Below are 19,540 nucleotides of genomic sequence, written 5' to 3'. Positions count from 1 at the left end.
CCGGGACTCCGGTGATGCCCCGCCGGACCCGCGGAGGGGCCGCACCGGCCCGCCGGGGCGGCCGTGCCCGGCTCATCCGGTGACGGGCCCTCCGGCGACGGCCCTTCCGGCGACGGGCCTTTCCGGTGACGGGCGTGTCGGCGACGGGCGTGTCGGCCGAGCCTGTGGTCCGAACCGGGCGGCACCGGTCGGCGGCCCGAGCGGTTCCGGCCGGGCCGGCCGGTGGACGCGCCGCCGGGTCCGGAGGGCCGGGTGCCGGAGCCGGAGGGCATGGTGCCGGAGCCGGTGGGCCGGCCATCGGTTCGGCGGGTCGGGCCGCCAGGACACCGGACCGAGGGGTTCCGGCGCCTGGACCTCCGGCCCTCCCACCGGACTCGACGGCGGGCCGCCCGCCGGGTGGCCCACCCACCGGATCCGGTGAGCCGCCCGCCGGCCCGGTGACCCGGTCACGCACCGGCGCCCCGCCCAGCCCCTTGCCGTACCAGGCCGCCCACCTGCCCGCCCGTTCGCTCCCGCACCAGGTCACCGCACCCCAGTACCGACCCACCGTCGCGCACACCGGCGTGTCACTCCGATCCGGCGCACCGCCCGCGAGGCAGGGCCGGGGTCGTCCGTGTGGCCCGCGCCGCATCGTCCCGCTCCCCAAAGGACTTCACCCATGACGGACCTGCACGACAAGCCCGCACCGGCGTCCTCCCTGCCGCAGGCCGGTCCCGCCGCCGGCGCGCCGCGGAGCGCGGCGGATCCGGCGTATCCGACGCTCGGTGAACTGTTCACCGCCTGGGTGGCCCGCACCCCGGACGCGCCGGCCCTCACCGACGGCCGGCGCACCTGGACCTACCGCGAACTGGCCACGCGCGCCGACCGGTTGGCCGCCCACCTCTTACGGCGGGGCGCAGGTCCCGACCAGGTCGTGGCCCTCGTCCTGCCGCGCTCCATGGAGCTGATCGCCGCGGAGCTGGCCGTCGCCCGGGCGGGCGCCGCCTTCCTGCCCGTGGACCCCGCCTACCCCGCCGAGCGCCGGGCGCTGATGCTCGCCGACGCCGGCCCCGCCGTCACCCTGGACGATCCGCGCCGGGTCGCCGAGTTGCTCGGCACCGGTGAGCCGCCGGACACCGGGGACATGGGACACGTCCGCCCGGACCACGCGGCCTACGTCATCTACACGTCCGGCTCCACCGGCACCCCCAAGGGCGTGACCGTCACCCACCGCGGCATCGGCGGCTTCGTCTCGGCCGCCGCCGAACGGTACGCGGTGGGTCCCGGCGACCGGGTGCTCCAGTTCTCCTCGCCGAGCTTCGACGCCTCCGTCCTGGAACTGTTCGTCTCCGTCCTGTCCGGCGCCACGCTCGTCGTACCTCCGCGGGGGCCCTGGCTGGGCGACGAACTCGCCGGTGTCCTGGACGAGCACCGCATCACCCACGCCCTCATCCCGCCCGCCGCGCTGGCCACCCTGCCCGACCCCGCCCAGGGCACCGGACGCCACCTGCGCACCCTGATCGTGGGCGCCGAGGCCTGCTCGGCCGCGCTCGTCGACCGCTGGGCACCCGGCCGCCGCATGATCAACAGCTATGGTCCGACCGAGACCACGATCGTCGCCACCTGGACCGGGCCGCTCGGCGCCGGCCGCGGCACGCCGACGATCGGCGGCGCCCTGCCGCACACCCGGGCGTACGTGCTCGACGCCGGGATGCGGCCCGTACCGCCCGGCGCGGACGGCGAGTTGTTCGTGGGCGGCGACGCCGTGGCCCGCGGTTACCTGGGCCGCCCGGGCCTGACCGCCGCGCGCTTCGTCGCCGACCCGTTCGGCCCGTCCGGCGCCCGCCTGTACCGCACCGGGGACCGCGTCCGCCGGACCGCGGCGGGGGAGCTGGAGTTCCTGGGCCGGCTGGACCGGCAGGTGAAGATCCGCGGCTTCCGGATCGAGCCGGGCGAGATCGAGGCGGCGCTGCGCCGGGCCGGCGCCGGCGCGGTCGGCGAGGCCGTGGTCGTGGTACGCGAGGACGAGCCGGGCCACCAGCGCCTCGTCGGCTACGTCACCCCGTCCGAACAGCCGCCTGCCGCCGACCCGGCCGCAGCCGCCGCCCAGGCCGCTCACACCGCGCCTGCGTCCTTCGCGGCTCCGGCCGCACCCGCCCCGCGCCCCGCCCGGCCCCTCGACCCGGTCGCCCTGCGTGCCGCCGTCGCCGCCGTGCTGCCCGCGCACATGGTGCCCTCCGCCCTCGTGGTGCTGGACCGGATGCCGCTCACCCCGCAGCACAAGATCGACAGGCGGGCGCTGCCCGCTCCGGGGCGTGCGGTCCCGGCGGGACGTGTGGCGCCGCGGTCGGCCGAGGAGCGTGCGCTCGCCGCGATATGGGCGCAGGTGCTGGGCGTCGGCGAGGTCGGGGTCACCGACGACTTCTTCGACCTCGGCGGAGAGTCGATCCTCGCCGCCCGTGTCCTCGCCCGCGTCCGCGACGAGCTGGGCGTCCGGCTGACCGTGCGGGACGTGTTCACCGCGCGGACCGTCGCCGCTCTCGCCCCGCTGCTCGCCGACCCGGCGGCCGCCGCGGCGCCGGAGCCGATCCCGCCGGCCCCGCGCGAGGGCGGCCTGCCGCTGTCCAGCGCGCAGCGCCGGCTGTGGTACCTGGACGACCTCACCGCGGGCGGCACCGAGTACAACACCGGTGTGGCCCTGCGGCTGCGCGGCGCGCTGGACCCGGACGCGCTGCGCCGCTCCCTGCTCCGTCTCGCGGCCCGGCACGCCTCCCTGCGCACCACCTTCCCGACCGTCGACGGGCAGGGCGTCCAGCGTGTCGCGCCCGAGCCCGAACTGCCCCTGCGGACGGCCGACGTCACCGGCGTACCCGACACGCGCCGCGCCGAGGCCGCCGAGGCCCTGCTCACCGAGGAGCTGAGCCGCCCGTACGACCTGGCGGCCGGCCCGCTCACCCGGGCCCTGCTCGTCCGGCTCGCCACCGAGGACCACCTGCTGCTCCTGGCCCAGCACCACATCGTCACCGACGGCTGGTCGGTGGGCGTCCTCACCCGCGAACTGGCCGCCCTCTACCACGCGGAGACCACCGGCGAACCCGACGCGCTGCCTCAACCCCCGCTGCAGTATCCGGACTTCGCGGTGTGGGAGCGGGCGCGGCGGGCCGGTGACCCGGACGCCGGCGACCTGGCCTACTGGAAGCGCCACCTGGCGGGCATCCAGCAACTGGAACTGCCCACGGACCGGCCGCGTCCCGCCGTACGCACCACCGCCGGCGCCGCCCACCGGCACACCCTGCCTGCGGAGCTGACCAACCGGCTGCGGCAGCTCGCCGCGGGCCGCGGCACCACGCTGTTCACCCTGTTTGCGGGCGCCGCGGCCCTGCTGTTCTCCCGCTACTCGGGGCAGCGGGACATCGCGCTCGGCACCGTCACCAACGGCCGCGGCCGGCGGGACCTGGAGGACGTGCCGGGCTTCTTCGCCAACACGGTCGTGCTCCGCGGCGAGGTGGACGAGCGGGCGACCGTGGACCGGTTCGTTGAGACCATGCGGACGACGGTGCTGGACGCCTTCGCCCATGACGGCGTCCCGTTCGACCGGGTGGTGGAGGAACTGGCCCCGCCCCGCGACCCGAGCCGCACCCCGCTGGTCCAGGCACTCGTCGTGCAGCAGACCGCGCTGCCCGTGCCGCCGTTCGCCGGCGGCCTGCGCGTCGGCGAACACCCGCTGCCCCGCCCGGCCGCCCGCTTCGACCTGGTGCTGGAGTTCACGCCGGACGCGGACGGCGGCTGCGCGCTGACCGCCGAGTTCAACACGGACCTGTTCGACGCGGCGACCGTGGCCCGGATGACCGCCCATCTGCACCGGCTGCTGGAGGGCATGGCGGACGGCCCCGGCCGCACCCTGGCCGAACTGCCCATGCTCGCCGCCCAGGAACGGCGCACCCTGGTCGACACCTGGAACCCGCCCGCCCGCCCGGCGAGGCAGACCGCGTACGGCACGCTTCCCGGACTGCTGCACGCCACGGCGGCCCGCACCCCGGACCGTACCGCCGTCGTCTGCGGTCCGGTCCGGCTGGACTACGCCGAGGTCGCCCGGCGCGCCAACCGGCTGGCCCGGCTGCTCGTCGAGCGCGGTGCCGGCCCGGAGGACCTGGTCGCGCTGTGCCTGCCGCGCTCCGCCGACCTCGTGCCCGTGCTGTGGGCGGTGCTCACCGCCGGCGCGGCCTATCTGCCCGTCGACCCGGCCTACCCCGCCGAGCGCGTCCGCCTCATGCTCGACGACGCCCGGCCCGCCCTCGTGATCGCCACCCGCGAGACCGCCGCCGCCCTGCCGCCGGAGTGCGCACCGCTGCTCCTGGAGGACTGCGCCGCGCCGGACCTGGCCGACACCCCGCTGACCGACGCCGACCGGGTCCGGCCGCTGCTGCCGGATCATCCCGCCTACGTCATCTACACCTCCGGTTCCACCGGCCGCCCCAAGGGCGTGGTGATCACCCACCGCAGTGTCGCCGCACTGGCGGAGTGGGCGCGGGAGCGGTTCGGCGCCGAGGAACCGGCCCATGTGGTCGCCTCCACCTCGCTCAACTTCGACGTCTCGGTCTTCGAACTGCTCTGCCCCCTGGTGGCCGGCGGCACCGTCGAGGTCGTCGCCGACCTGCCGGCCCTCGCCGACGGGGCCGGTCCCCGGCGGGCCGGCCTGCTCAGCGGGGTGCCGTCCGTCGTCTCCCGGCTGATCGCGGGCGGCACGGCGCCGGTGACCGCCGCGACCGTCGTCCTCGCCGGTGAGGCCCTGCCCCTCCAGACGGTCCACGACCTGCGGGCCGCCATGCCCGGCTGCCGGATCGCCAACATCTACGGCCCCACCGAGGCCACCGTGTACGCCACCGCCTGGTTCGCCGGCGACCGGCTGCCGGAGCAGGCCCCGCCCATCGGCGGCCCCGTGGCGCTCACCCGCTGCTATGTCCTCGACGGCCGCCTGCGCCCCCAGCCTGTCGGCGTCACCGGCGAGTTGTATCTCGGGGGCGGCGGTCTGGCCCGCGGCTACCTGGGCCGCGCCGGACTCACCGCGGCCCGGTTCGTCGCCGACCCGTTCGGCGCGCCGGGGGAGCGCATGTACCGCACCGGCGACCTGGTGCGCCGGCGTCCCGACGGCGAGCTGGAGTACGTCGGCCGGATCGACCAGCAGGTCAAGGTCCGCGGCTTCCGTATCGAACTGGGCGAGGTGGAGGAGGCGCTGCGCGGCTGCGCGGTCGTCGCCGAGGCGGCGGCCGTCGCCGCCACCGACGCCGACGGCCACCGGCGCCTGGTCGGCTACATCGTCCCGGCCGCCGGGGAGCGGGCGGAACCCGACGCCCTGCGCCGGGAACTCGGCCGTACGCTGCCCGACTACATGGTCCCGTCGGCCTTCGTCGTGCTGGACGCCCTGCCGCTCAACCCGAACGGCAAGGTCGACCGCGGCAGGCTCCCCGACCCCGGGCCCGCCGTGCGCGCGGTACGGCACGTCGCGCCCCGCACGCCCACCGAGCGGACCCTCGCCGCGATCCTGGCCGAGGTGCTGCGCGTGGAGCGGGTCGGCGTCGACGACAACTTCTTCGAACTGGGCGGCGACTCGATCCTCAGCATCCAGGTGGTGGCCCGCGCCCGGCAGGAGGGCCTGCCGCTCACCTCGCGGGACGTCTACCGGCACCAGACGGTGGCCGCCCTCGCGCACTGCGCGGACGCCGCCGCGGGCCCGCGCGAGGCCGCCCCCGCACCGGAGGCGGCCACCGGCACGGCATCGCTGACGCCCATCCAGCGCTGGCTGTTCGGCACCGCCGGTGAACGCGCCGGCCACTTCTCCCAGGCGCTGTCCGTCCGCATGCCCGAGGACCTTGATCCGGCGGCGCTGGAAGCGGCCCTGAACGACCTGGCCGCCCACCACGACGCCCTCCGCTCCCGCTTCACCCCCGGCGACACGGCGGACACCGCCGGCTGGCGCGTCGACGAGCGGGCGCCCCGCCTCCGCCTGGACCGCCACACCGGCCCGGAGACGGACACCCCGCACTTCGGCCCGTTCGACCTCGCCCGGGGACCGCTGCTGCGGGCCGTGCTGCACGACTCCGGCTCCGGCCGGCCCGCCGTGCTCCACCTCGCCGTCCACCACCTCGTCGTCGACGGCGTGTCGTGGCGGGTGCTGCTGGAGGACCTGGACCGCGCCTACCGGGCCCGCCGCGCCGGTGAGGACGGCGCCGCGGCCCTGCCCGCGAAGTCCTCGCCGCTGCGGCAGTGGGCCCGCAGGCTGAACGCCCACGCGGCGGACGGCGGCTTCGACGACGAGCGCGCCTACTGGGCCGAGGCGGTCCCCGGCACCGAACCGGCCCTGCCCGCCGGGCTGACGGGCGGCCCCGGCACCTACGCCGCGCAGCGCTCGCTGTCCGTGCGCCTGGACCCCGAGGCGACCTCGGCCCTGCTGCGCACGCTGCCCGACACCTACCGCACCCAGGCCAACGACGTCCTGCTCAGCGCGCTCGGCCGGGCGCTGTGCGGCTGGAGCGGCCGGGACCGGGTGGTGGTCGACGTCGAGGGACACGGCCGCGAGGAAATCTTCCCCGACCTGGACATCAGCCGCACCGTCGGCTGGTTCACCACCCGGTACCCCGTCGCGCTCACCGTCCCCGAGGACGCCGGCTGGGACGCCGTACTGAAGCGGGTCAAGGAGCAGTTGCGCGCCGTACCGCGGCACGGCCTGGGCCACGACGCGCTGCTCCGGCTGCCCTGCCCCGGTGCGGCACCGCGCACCGCCGGGGCGCAGATCAGCTTCAACTACCTGGGCCGCATGGACACTTCGCAGGACGCCGACGGCCTCTACCGGGGCACCGTGCGCCCGCTGGAGCTGGACGCCGACCCCGCGGCCGAGCGCCCGCACGCCCTCGAGGTCGTCGGGCAACTCGTCGGTGACGGACTCGAGTTCACCTGGTTCTACGCGGACCGGCCGGGCCAGGAGCACACGGTCGCGGACCTCGCCGGGCGCTTCGCCGACGCGCTCGCCGACCTGGCCCGGCACGCCGTCCGGCCCGGAGCCGCCGGCCGCACCCCGGCCGACTTCCCGCTGGCCCGCCTCGACCAGGCCGCCGTGGACCGGATCACCGGCGCGGACCCGGCCGCGGTGGCCGACGTCCTGCCGCTCACGCCCACCCAGGCGGGCATGCTCTTCCACGGCCTGTCCCAGGACGACCGCGGTGTCTACGTCCAGCAGCTGACGTTCGTGCTGGACGGCGTGCCCGACCCGGCGGCCCTCGCCGCCGCCTGGCAGCACGTGACCGACCGCGCCGAGGTGCTGCGCGGCCGGGTCGTCTGGCAGGACGTACCCGAACCGCTGCTGGTGGTCGAGCGCCGCACGGCCGTGCCCGTCACCCACCTGGACTGGCGCGAACTGACCGAGGACGAGCGCCGCGCCCGGCTGGACGACCTGCTGGCCCGGGACCGCGCCGAGGGCATCGACCTCGGGCGGGCCCCGCTCCAGCGGCTGCTCCTCGCCCGCGTCTCCGGCACCGCGGTGCGCGTGGTGTGGTCCTTCCACCACCTGCTGCTGGACGGCTGGAGCATGTTCCAGGTGCTCTCGGACGTCTTCGCGCACCACGCCGGGGCGGGCCCCGACGTTCTACCGCACCGCCCGCCCTACCGGGACTACGTGGCCTGGCTGCGCCTGCGCGACCGGGAAGCGGCCGAACAGCACTGGCGGCGCCGTCTGTCCGGCCTGACCGAGGCCACCGCGCTGCCCTACGACCGCGAGCCGCGCGAGGCCCACCGCGCCGAGTCCACGCACGCGGTCCACGGCACGCTGCCCGCCGCCACCACGCGGGCGCTGGAAGAGCTGGCCCGCACCTCCGGTCTCACCCTGAACACGCTGGTGCAGGGCGCCTGGGCACTGCTGCTCGCCCGGCAGGCGGGCCGGGACGAGGTGGTGTTCGGCACCACCGTGTCCGGCCGGCCGCCCGAGCTGCCCGGCGCCGAGGCCATGACCGGCCTGTTCATCACCACCCTGCCCACCCGGGTCACCGTCCCCGGTGACGGCACCCTGACCGACTGGCTGCGCACGCTCCAGCAGGACCAGAGCGAGGACCGGCGCTTCGACCACCTGCCGCTCACCCGCATGAAGACGTTCACCGGACTCCCGGACCGCGTCGGGCTGTTCGACAGCATCCTCGTCTTCGAGAACTACCCGGTGGACGACGACCTCGCCGCCTCCCACGGGCTGCGCATGACCGGCCTGGAGGGCGTCGAGACCACCAACTACCCCCTGAGCCTCACCGTCTACCCGGGAACGGAACTGGCCCTGCGGCTCGGCTACGACCCCGAACTGTTCGACGCCGGCACCGCCGCCCGCCTGGCCGAGTACCTGACCGTCCTGCTCACCGCGATGACCACCGGCTTCCGACGGCCGCCCGCCCGGCTGCCGCTGCTCGGTCCGGACCGCCGCGAGCAGGTGCTGCACGCCTGGAACGACACCGCCACCGAGCTGCCCGACACCACCGTCGCCGCGCTCTTCGCCGCACAGGTGGACCGCACTCCCGACGCCGTGGCCCTGGAAGCCGGGGGCGAGCACCTCACCTACCGCGAACTGGACGCCCGTGCCGCACGGCTGGCGGCCCGGCTGGCCGGACTCGGGGTACGGCCGGAGTATCCGGTAGGTGTCCTCATGGACCGCTCCGCCGAGCTGATAGTCACCCAGCTGGCGCTCGTGCGCACCGGTGGTGTGTGCGTTCCGCTGGACGGCAGGGCACCGGCCGAGCGGCTGCGCCGGATGCTGACCGAGGCCGGCGCCGGCCTGCTGCTCACCGACGCCGCCTGGGAGGAGACGGCCCGGGAGGTGCTGCCCGGCGACAACGTCCTGCGCGTCGACGCCGGCTCCGGCGCCGACGGTCCGGCCCCCGCCCACGCCGTCCACCCGGACAACGTCCAGTACCTGATGTTCACTTCGGGCTCGACCGGCACCCCCAAGGGCGTCGCGGTACGCCAGCGGGACGTCGTCGCCCTCGCCCTGGACCGGTCCTTCGCCGGGCACGACCGCGTCCTGGTGCACTCGCCGCACGCCTTCGACGCCGCCACCTACGAGGTGTGGGCGCCGCTGCTGCGCGGCGGCACGGCCGTCCTCGCCCCGCCCACCGACGTGGACGCCGCGCGGGTCCGGCGCGCGGTCACCGAGCAGCGGGTGAGCTGCCTGTTCCTGACCGCGGGCCTGTTCCGCCTGCTCGCGCAGGAGGACCCCGGCTGTCTGCGCGGCGCCCGCGAGGTGTGGACCGGCGGCGAGGCCGTGCCGGGCGCGGTCGTGCGCCGGGTTCTGGACGCCTGCCCCGGCCTGACCGTCGTCGACGTCTACGGCCCCACCGAGACCACCACCTTCGCCACCCGCCGCTACTTCCGGTCCGGTGACCCGCTGCCCGCCGTGCTGCCCATCGGCCGTCCGCTCGACAACACCCGCGTGTACGTCCTGGACGCCGCCCTCCAGCCCCAGCCCCCGGGCATTCTCGGCGAGCTGTACATCGCCGGCGCCGGCCTGGCCCGGGGCTACGCGGGCCGGCCGGGGGCGACCGCCGCCCGCTACCTCGCCGACCCCTACGGCCCGCCCGGCACGCGCATGTACCGCACCGGCGACATCGTGCGCTGGAGCGACGACGGCGAGCTGCACTTCGTCGGCCGCGCGGACGACCAGATCAAGATCCGCGGCTTCCGCGTCGAACCCGCCGAGATCGAGGCCCTGCTCACCGCCCACCCGGCCGTCGCCGAGGCCGTCGTCTCCCTGTACGAGCACGGCGGACGCAAGCGGCTGGCCGCCCACCTCGTGCCGGCCGGCGCCGCGATGCCCTCCGCCGCCGAACTGCGCACCCACCTGGCGGCCGGACTGCCCGACTACATGCTGCCCGCCGCGTTCGTCACCGTGCCGGAGCTGCCGCTGACCGCCAACGGCAAGGTCGACCGGCGCCGGCTGCCCGCCCCCGACTGGTCGGCGGGCGGCGAGCGGGCCCACCGCGCCCCGCGCACCGACACCGAGCGGATCCTCGCCGGGATCTGGGCCGAGCTGCTCGGCGTGGACCGGGTCGGCGTGGACGACAACTTCTTCATGCTGGGCGGCGACTCCATCCTCAGCATCCAGGTGGTCTCCCGGGCCAGGTCCGCGGGACTCGCGCTGAGCCCCCGCGACCTCTTCCGGCGCCCCACCGTGGCCGAACTCGCCGCCGCCGCCACCGGCGGCGCCGCGCCCGCCGTCGCCGGCACCGAACCGGTCGGCGGAGCGGCCGATCTCCTGCCGATCCAGCACTGGTTCCTTCACCCGCGCCCCGAGCGCCCCGAGTTCTTCAACCAGTCGGTCGTCATCGAGGCGGCCGGCGCCGTAGACCAGGACGCCCTGCGCGCCGCCCTCACCGCCCTGTGGACGCACCACGACGCCCTGCGCGCCCGGTTCGCCCTCGACGGCGACGGCACCTGGCGCCAGGACATCGCCGCCGCCGACGCCCCGGTCCCCGAACTGCTCCAGGTCCATGACCGAGCCGACGAGGAACGCGTCACCGCGGCCGCGCACACCGGACTCCGGCTGGACGCGGGCCTGTTGCTCGCCGCCCGCCTGTTCACCGACGACGGCACCGGGCCCGCCCGGCTGCTCCTGGTCGCCCACCACCTGGTGGTCGACGGCGTCTCCTGGCGGATCCTGCTGGAGGACCTGGAGACCGCCTACCGGCAGGCCGCGTCCGGCGAACCCGTGACGCTGCCCGCCCGCACCACCTCCGTGCGGGAGTGGGCCCGCCGGCTGCGCGACCACGGCCGATTCGCCGACGGGCTCGCCCATTGGGAGCGCGCCGCCCGCGCCTGCGCCGGCCCGCTGCCCGTGGACGCCGACGGCGGCAACACCATGGCCGACGTCCGCGAGGTCACCGTCCGGCTGGACCGCGAACGCACCGACGGCCTCCTGCGCCGCGTCCCCGGCGTCTACCGCACCCGCGTCGACGACGTCCTGCTCACCGCGCTCGGCCGCGTCCTCGCCGACTGGGCCGGACGCGACACCGTCGCCGTCGGCCTGGAGGGGCACGGCCGTGAGGACCAGCTCTTCGAGGACGTCGATCTGTCCCGCACGGTCGGCTGGTTCACCTCCCTGTATCCCGTCGCCCTGAACGTCCCGGCGGGGGACTGGGGCACCGCCCTGAAGGCGGTCAAGGAGCAGCTGCGGGCCGTACCCGACCGCGGACTCGGCTACGGCGTGCTGCGCCACCTCGCCCGCGACGAGCGGCTCACCGGCGCCCCCGGCCCCGGCATCACCTTCAACTACCTGGGCCGCTTCGACTGGTCGGCCGACACCGGCGCCCTGATCGGCTCCGTGCCCGGCGGCCTCGGCGGCGCGGAGGCCCCCGGAACCGAACGGCCGCACCTGCTGGACGTCGTGGCCCGGGTCGAGGACGACCGGCTGGAGATCACCTGGTACTACAGCGCCGGACGGCACCGCGCGCAGACCGTCACCACGCTGGCCGAGGGCATGCTGCGGGCGCTCGGCGAGATCGTCGCGCACTGCGCCCTGCCGGACGCGGGCGGCCGTACCCCGTCGGACTTCCCGCTGGCCCGGCTGGACCAGGCCGCCGTGGACCGGATCGCCGGGGACGGCCGGGACGTCGCGGACGTCCACCCGCTGACCCCCATGCAGGCCGGCATGCTCTTCCACAGCCTGCTCGACGCCGACAGCCGTACCTACGTCAACCAGGCGCAGATGGTGCTGTCCGGCGTCACTGACCCCCACGCGTTCGCCGAGGCGTGGCAGCACACCGCGGACGCCAACCCGGTGCTGCGCACCCACCTGGTGTGGCGGGAGACCCCCGAACCGCTCCAGGTCGTCCGGCACCGGGCCACCGTGCCCGTCACCCACCACGACTGGTCCGGACGGCCCGCCGGGAGCACGGCACAGGAGCTGGACCGGCTGCTCGCCGAGGACCGGGAGAAGGGCATCGACCTCGGCGCCGCGCCCCTGATGCGGCTGATGCTGATCCGGCTGTCGCCGGACCGGGTACGGCTGGTGTGGACGTTCCACCACGTGCTGCTCGACGGCTGGAGCGCGGCCCAGGTCTTCGACGAGGTGTGCGAGCGGTACGCGGCCCTGACGGCGGGGCGCCGCCCGCACGTGCCCGAGCGCCGGCCCTTCGCCGACTATCTGCGCTGGCTGGCCGGGCGGGACACCGGCCGCGCCGAGCGGTACTGGCGTGCCACCCTGGCCGGCTTCCCGGCGCCCACCGAACTGCCCCGCGACCGGCGGCCCGCCGAGGCCCACCGCGCCTCCTCCTCGGGGTCGGTGCGGATGACCCTCGGCCCGGAGGTCTCGGCCCGGCTGCGGGAGACCGCCCAGCGGGCCGGGCTGACCCTCAACACCGTCCTCCAGGGCGCCTGGGCACTGCTGCTGTCCCGTTACGGCGGCGGGGACGACGTGGTGTTCGGCACGACCGTCTCCGGCCGGCCCGCCGAACTGCCCGGCGTCACCTCGATGGTCGGCCTGTTCATCAACACCGTGCCCACCCGGGCCCGCGTCGACGGGCGGCGGCCGCTGCTGGACTGGCTGCGCGAACTCCAGGAAGCCCAGGCGGAGGCCCGGCGCCACGACTTCGTCTCGCTGGCCCAGGTGCAGTCGTGGAGCGAGGTGCCCGGCGGCACCGGCCTGTTCGACTCCATCGTGGTCTTCGAGAACTACCCCTTCGACGAGGAGTCCCTGTCCCGGCACGGCCTGGCCATGGAGCAGGAGCGGGACCTGGAGCCGACGAACTACCCGCTCAGCGTGATCGTCGCGCCCGGTGACACCCTGGCCGTGAACCTGGACTACGACCCGGCCGCGTTCGACGCCACCACGGTGGAGGCGCTCGGCGAGAGCCTGCGCACCCTGCTCACCGGCATGGCCGACGCACCGGAGCGCCGCCTCGCCGAACTGCCGCTGCTGGACCCGGCCGAAGGGCGGGCGCTGCTGGCCCGGTTCAGTGGACCGGTGGCCGAGGCACCGCGGGGCACCCTTCCCGAGGCGTTCCGGCGGCAGGCCGGGCGCACCCCGGACGCCCCCGCCGTCCGCCACGCCGGCACCTGCCTCACCTACCGCGAACTCGACGCCCGCTCCGACCGGCTGGCCCGGCTGCTGATCGCCGCCGGCGCCGGACCCGAGCGCTTCGTCGCCCTCTGCCTGCCGCGCACCGCCGACCTGGTCGTGGCGCTCCTCGCGGTGCTCAAGAGCGGCGCCGCCTATCTCCCGGTCGACCCGCAGTACCCCGCCGAGCGCGTCGCGTTCCTCTTCGACGACGTACGGCCCGACGTCGTGATCACCGCCAAGGAGACCTCCGGCCGGCTGCCCGAGGGCCCCTTCACCCGCATCCTGCTGGACGAGGAACCCGGCGGCGAGCCGGCGGACACCCCCGTCGGCGACGCCGAACGCCACGGCGCCCTGCTGCCCGCACACCCCGCCTACGTCATCCACACCTCCGGCTCGACCGGCCGCCCCAAGGGCGTCGTCGTCAGCCACGGGTCCGTACTGGCCCTGACCGACTGGGCCGCGGCCGAGTTCACCGGGCGCGGCCTCGAGCACGTGGTGGCGTCCACCTCGCTCAACTTCGACGTGTCGGTCTTCGAGATCTTCGCGCCGCTGCTGTCCGGCGGCTGCGTGGAGATCGTCCGCGACCTGCTGGCCCTCGCCGAGCGCCCCGGGCCCTGGCGGGCCGGACTGCTCAGCGCCGTGCCCTCGGCCCTGGACCGGCTGCTCGCCGAGGACGCCGTCCGGATCACCGCCGACACGGTCGTCCTCGCGGGCGAGGGGCTGCCGGCCCGCACCGTGGGCCGGGTCCGCGCGGCCGTCCCCGGCAGCGAGGTGCGCAACATCTACGGCCCCACCGAGGCCACCGTCTACGCCACCGCCTTCACCTGCGACCCGGCCGACCCCGACCGCGACCCGCCGATCGGCCGGCCGCTCGGCGGCGCCCGCGCCTATGTCCTGGACGAGCGGATGCGCCCGGTGCCCGCCGGTGCGCCCGGCGAGCTGTTCCTCGCCGGGACCGGCGTCGCCCGCGGCTACCTGCGCCGCCCCGGTCTGACCGCCGGCCGCTTCCTGCCCGACCCGTTCGGCCCGCCCGGCAGCCGCATGTACCGCACCGGCGACCTGGTCCGCTGGACGGCCGACGGCGACATCGTCTACCTCGGCCGCGGTGACGACCAGGTCAAGGTGCGCGGCTTCCGCATCGAACTCGGCGAGGTGGAGGCCGCGCTGGCCCGCCACCCGGCCGTGGCCGCGGCGGCGGCCCGGGTCGTCGAACACGCGGGCCACCGCCGCCTGGTCGGCTACGTGGTGCCGCGCACGCCGGACGCGCCCGTTCCCGCGGGCCGCCGCCCGGCCGTTCCGTCACCCCGCGACGGCCATGCGGAGGACCATCCGGCCGCTCCGCCGTCCCGCGACGGCCGCGCGGAGAACCGCCCGGCCGGTCTGCCCGACACCGGTGAGCTGCGGGCCTTCCTCGCCCGCAGTCTCCCCGACCACCTGGTTCCCGCCCTCGTCGTGCCGCTGGAGCGGCTGCCGCTCGGGGCCACCGGCAAGCTCGACCGGCGGGCGCTGCCCGCGCCCGAGTGGGCCGCGCCGGCCGCCGGGACGGTCGCCCGGCCGCCGCACACCGAGGCCGAACAGACACTCGCCGCCATCTGGTGCGAGGTGCTGGGCGTGCCAGAAGTCGGCGCCGACGACAACTACTTCACGCTCGGCGGCGACTCCGTCCTCGGCATCCAGATCGTCTCCGCCGCCCGCCGGGCCGGACTCGCCCTGACACCCCGGCACCTGTTCACCCACCAGACCCTCGCCGAACTCGCCGCCGTGGCCGAGCGGATGCCCGATCCCACCGAGTCCGCCGTCACCGCGGAACAGGGCCCGGTGACCGGCGACATCCCGCTCACCCCCGTGCAGCACTGGCTCCTGGACACCCTCACCGGCGACCCCGCGCACTTCAGCCAGACGGTCTCCTTCGAGCTGGCCACGGACCCCGACGAGGCCGTGCTGCGGGCCGCCCTGGGCGCCGTACTGGAACACCACGACGCGCTGCGGACGCGGTTCGAGCCGACCGGCACCGGACGGTGGCGGGCCCATGTCACCGCGCCCGGCGACCGTGACCCGCACCTGGAGGTGCACGACGGGGCGGCCCCCGACGAGGTGGCCGCGGCCCTGGGCGCCGGGTTCGGCCTGGCCGGCGGGCCGCTGCTGCGGGCCGCGCTGTGCCGGCCGGGCGACGGCGGCCGGCCGGTGCTGCTGCTCGCCGCCCACCACCTGGTCGTGGACGCCGTGTCCTGGCGGCTGATCCTGGAGGACCTGGACACCGCCCACCACGCGCTGCGGGAGGGCCGGCGCCCCGCCCTCGCCCCGAAGAGCACCTCGTTCCGGGCGTGGGCGCGACGGCTCGTCGAGCACACCGAGGCGGGCGGCTTCGACGGCGAACTCGCCCACTGGCGGAACCTCGACACCGACGCCGCGCTGCCCACCGACCACCCCGGCGGCGCCGGCACCGTCGCCGACGAGGACAGCGTGACCGCGGGACTCGACGCCGAGGAGACACGCCGGCTGCTCCAGGACGTGCCCGACGCCTACCGCACCCGCGTCAACGACGTCCTGCTGTGCGCGCTGGGCCGGGTCCTGGCCCGCTGGACCGGGCGGGACCGGGTCGCGGTCACCCTGGAGGGCCACGGCCGCGAGGAACTGTTCGAGGACACCGACCTCGCCCGGACCGCCGGCTGGTTCACCGCCATGTACCCCGTGGCCCTGGACGTGCCCCGGGACGCGGACACCGGCGGCGTGCTGAAGGCCGTCAAGGAGAACCTGCGGGCCGTACCGCACGGCGGACTCGGCTACGGCGCGCTGCGCTTCCTGCACCCCACGGCCGGCCGCGAGCTGCCCGCCCTGCCGCCGGTCTGCTTCAACTACCTGGGCCGGCAGGACCGCACCGGCACGCCGGGCGGCCTGCTGCACGCGCCGTACGGCGGGCTCGCCGGCGGCATGGACCGCGCCGCGGACCGGCCGTACCTCCTCGACGTGCTCGGCCAAGTCATCGACGAGCGGCTGGAGTTCACCTGGTCGTACTCCCGTGAGGCGCACCGGCCTGAGACCGTCGCCCGGCTGGCGGCCGAACTGACCGGTGAACTCCGCGAGATCGTCCGGCACTGCGCCGAACCCGGCACCGGGGGCCGCACCCCGTCCGACTTCCCGCTCGCCCCGCTGGACCAGGCGGCCGTGGACCGGCTCGCCGGCGACGGGACGGACGTGACGGACGTCTATCCGCTCACCCCCACCCAGACCGGCATGGTGATGCACGGCCTGGACGACGCCGAACACGGCCTGTACGTCGAGCAGATCACCTTCGTGGCGGACGGCGCCCGCGACCCGCGGACGCTGGCCGCCGCCTGGCAGCACGTCGTCGACCGCACGCCCGTGCTGCGCACCTCCGTCGCCCTGCACGGCGTACCCGTGCCGCTCCAGGTCGTCCACCGGGACGTGACCCTGCCGGTCACCGAGCACGACTGGAGCGAGATCCCGGCGGACCGGCACGACGCGGAGCTGGAGCGGCTGCTGGCCGAGGAGCGGGCCCGGGGCATCGTCCTGGACCGCGCCCCGCTGCTGCGGCTCGCCCTGGTCCGGCTCGGCCCGGACGCGGTCCGCGTGGTGTGGACCTTCCACCACGTCGTGCTGGACGGCTGGAGCGTCTTCCACGTCCTGTCCGACGTCATGGCCGCACATGACGCCCTGGTCCGCGGTGAGCGGCCCCGGCTGCCCGAGCGCAGGCCGTTCGCGGACTACGCCGCCTGGCTCGCCGCCCGCGACGACCGCCAGGCCGAGGAGCACTGGCGCGGCGCCCTGGCCGGCCTCGGCGCCCCGACCCCGCTGCCGTACGACCGCAGGCCCAGCCCGGACACCACGGCCCGCTCCGGCACCTGGCTGTCCCGGCGGCTCGGCGCCGAACAGACCCACCGGCTCATGGAGTTCGCCCGGCGGCACCGACTCACCCTCAACTCGCTGGTGCAGGGCGCCTGGGCGCTGCTGCTGGCGCGGTGGAGCGGCGAGCGGGAGGTGTGCTTCGGCACCACCGTCTCCGGGCGGCCCGCCGGCCTGCCCGGCGCCGACACCATCACGGGCCTGTTCATCACCACCCTGCCCGCCCGCGCCGAGGTCGACGGCGGCGCCCGCTGCGACACCTGGCTGCGCGCGTTCCAGGAGGCCCGGGCCGAGGACCGCCGCCACGACCACCTGCCCCTCGGCGCGCTGCACGCTCTCGCCGGACTCCCGCCGGGCACCGCCCTGTTCGACAGCCTGGTGGTGTTCGAGAACTACCCGGTCGGCGACGCCACCGCCGGCGCGCACGGACTCGCCCTGCGCGACCTGGACGCGAGGGAGGCCACCAACTACCCGCTCACCGTGGTCGTGTCACCCGGCGACCGGCTGACCGTCGAACTCGGCTACGACCCCCGGTGCTTCGAAGAGGCCAGTGCCCGCTCGCTGGCCGGGCAGCTGCTGCACACCCTGGACGTCCTGGCCGCCTCGGACGGCACCGCCCGCCTCGACGACCTCGACCTCCTGCCGCCGGCCCTGCACGACCGGCTGCTGCACGGCCCGGCCCGGCCCGAGCTCGGCCCGGTGCCCGCCACCACGCTGCCCGCCCTGGTCGAGGCCGCCGTCGACCGGTGGCCGACCGCACCCGCGCTCGACGAGGCCGACGCGCCTCTGACCTTCGCGGAGACGGAGGACCGGGCCAACCGGCTCGCGCACCGGCTCATCGCCCTCGGCGCCGGGCCGGGCGACCTCGTCGCACTCCTGCTGCCCCGCTCGGCGGACATGGTGCTGGCGCAGCTGGCGGTCACGAAGGCCGGCGCCGCGTTCCTGCCCGTCGACCCCGCCTACCCCGAGGAGCGGATCGCCCTGATGCTCCGCGACGCGGCCCCCGCCCTCACCCTCGACGCCAAGGAGATCGCCGGCCTGCTCACCGCCCCGCCGGACGACGTGCCGGGGCACCGGCCCACCGACGCGGACCGGACCCGCCCGCTCGACCTGGACGACCCGGCCTACGTCATCTACACCTCCGGCTCCACCGGCACCCCCAAGGGCGTCGTCGTCACCCACCGTGGCCTCGCCGCCTTCGCGGCGGCCGAGGCCGCCCACTACCAGGTCGCCCCCGGCGACCGGGTGCTGGCCTTCGCCACGCCCAGCTTCGACGCCTCCGTGCTGGAGCTGTGCGCGTCCCTGCCGCACGGCGCCCGGCTCGTCGTACCCCGGCCGGGACCGCTGCTCGGCGCCGAACTCGCCGACGTCCTGCGGGCCGGGCGCATCACCCACACCCTGCTGCCGCCGGCCGCGCTCGCCACCCTCCCGGCCGGCACCCCCGGCACCCTGCCGGACCTGAAGACGCTGATCGTGGGCGCCGACGCGTGCGGACCCGAACTCGTCGCCCGCTGGGCACCGCACCACCGCATGGTCAACTCCTACGGCCCCACGGAGGCCACCGTCGTCGCCACCTGGTCCGCCCCGCTGACGGCGGACGGCACCGCACCGCCCATCGGCCGCCCGCTGCCCGCCACCGGCGCCCACGTCCTCGACGCCCGGCTGCGGCCGGTCCCCGACGGCGTCACCGGGGAACTGTGGCTGAGCGGACCGGCACTGGCGCGCGGCTACCTCGGCCGGCCAGGACTGACCGCGGCCCGCTTCACCGCCGACCCGTTCGGACCGCCCGGCACCCGCATGTACCGCACCGGCGACCTGGTGCGCCGCGACAGCGTGGGCGAACTGCACTACCTCGGCCGCACCGACCACCAGCTCAAGCTGCGCGGCCACCGCATCGAGGCGGGCGAGGTCGAGGCGGCCCTGGTGCGCCATCCGGGCGTGCTGGACGCCGTGGTGACCGTACGCGAGGACGAACCCGGCCTGCCGCGCCTGGTCGCCCACCTGCTCGCGGCCCCCGGCGCCGAACCGGCCGCCCCCGCCGAACTGCGGGCGCTGGCCGCCCGCTCGCTGCCCGGGTACATGGTGCCGTCCGCTTTCGTGGTGCTGGACCGCTTCCCGGTCACCGAGAACGGCAAGACCGACCGGGCCGCCCTGCCCGCCCCGGCCGTCACCGGGGAACGGGACCGGCCCGAGTACGTGGCACCCCGTACTCCCACCGAGGAGGCCCTCGCGGACATCTGGGAGGAGACCCTCGAGACGGCCGTGGGTGCCGAGGACGACTACTTCCTGCTCGGCGGCGACTCCCTGCGCGCCCTGCTCATCTCCTCCCGCGCCAACGACGCGTTCGGCGTCGCGCTCACCCCCCGCGACGTCCTGGTCGCCCGCACCGTCGCCGCCCTGGCGGAACTGGTGGAGGAACAGGTCCTGAGCGAACTCGAACAGGCCGCGTACGGCGACGACGGCCCGGACGCCGGGTACGCCGACGGCCGGGACCCCGCGCACGACGACGCCGATCCGGGCCCCGCGCACCACGCCGGCGGCCCGCGCCCGGTGGACGGCCACGACACCGAAGACGCCGCGTCCGGCGGCCACGACCACGAACGGTGAGGATCC

General features: G+C 76.3%; 1 protein-coding gene. It reads left to right on the top strand.

All coding sequences use genetic code 11. The features are described 5' to 3' along the window. Positions 1-658: 658 nt before the first annotated feature. On the top strand, positions 659-19,534 hold the full coding sequence (locus ABZ478_RS18590; protein ID WP_359550601.1) for a non-ribosomal peptide synthase/polyketide synthase: 18,876 nt from the start codon (positions 659-661) through the stop codon (positions 19,532-19,534). Positions 19,535-19,540: the final 6 nt, after the last annotated feature.

Source organism: Streptomyces sp. NPDC005706 (assembly GCF_040631045.1).
GTDB lineage: Bacteria > Actinomycetota > Actinomycetes > Streptomycetales > Streptomycetaceae > Streptomyces.
This window is presented reverse-complemented; position numbering and strand designations above follow the sequence as displayed.

Bases quoted from the DNA above. Each gene is read 5' to 3' on its own strand.
- ABZ478_RS18590 (WP_359550601.1), top strand. From the start codon at position 659: ATGACGGACCTGCACGACAAGCCCGCACCGGCGTCCTCCCTGCCGCAG.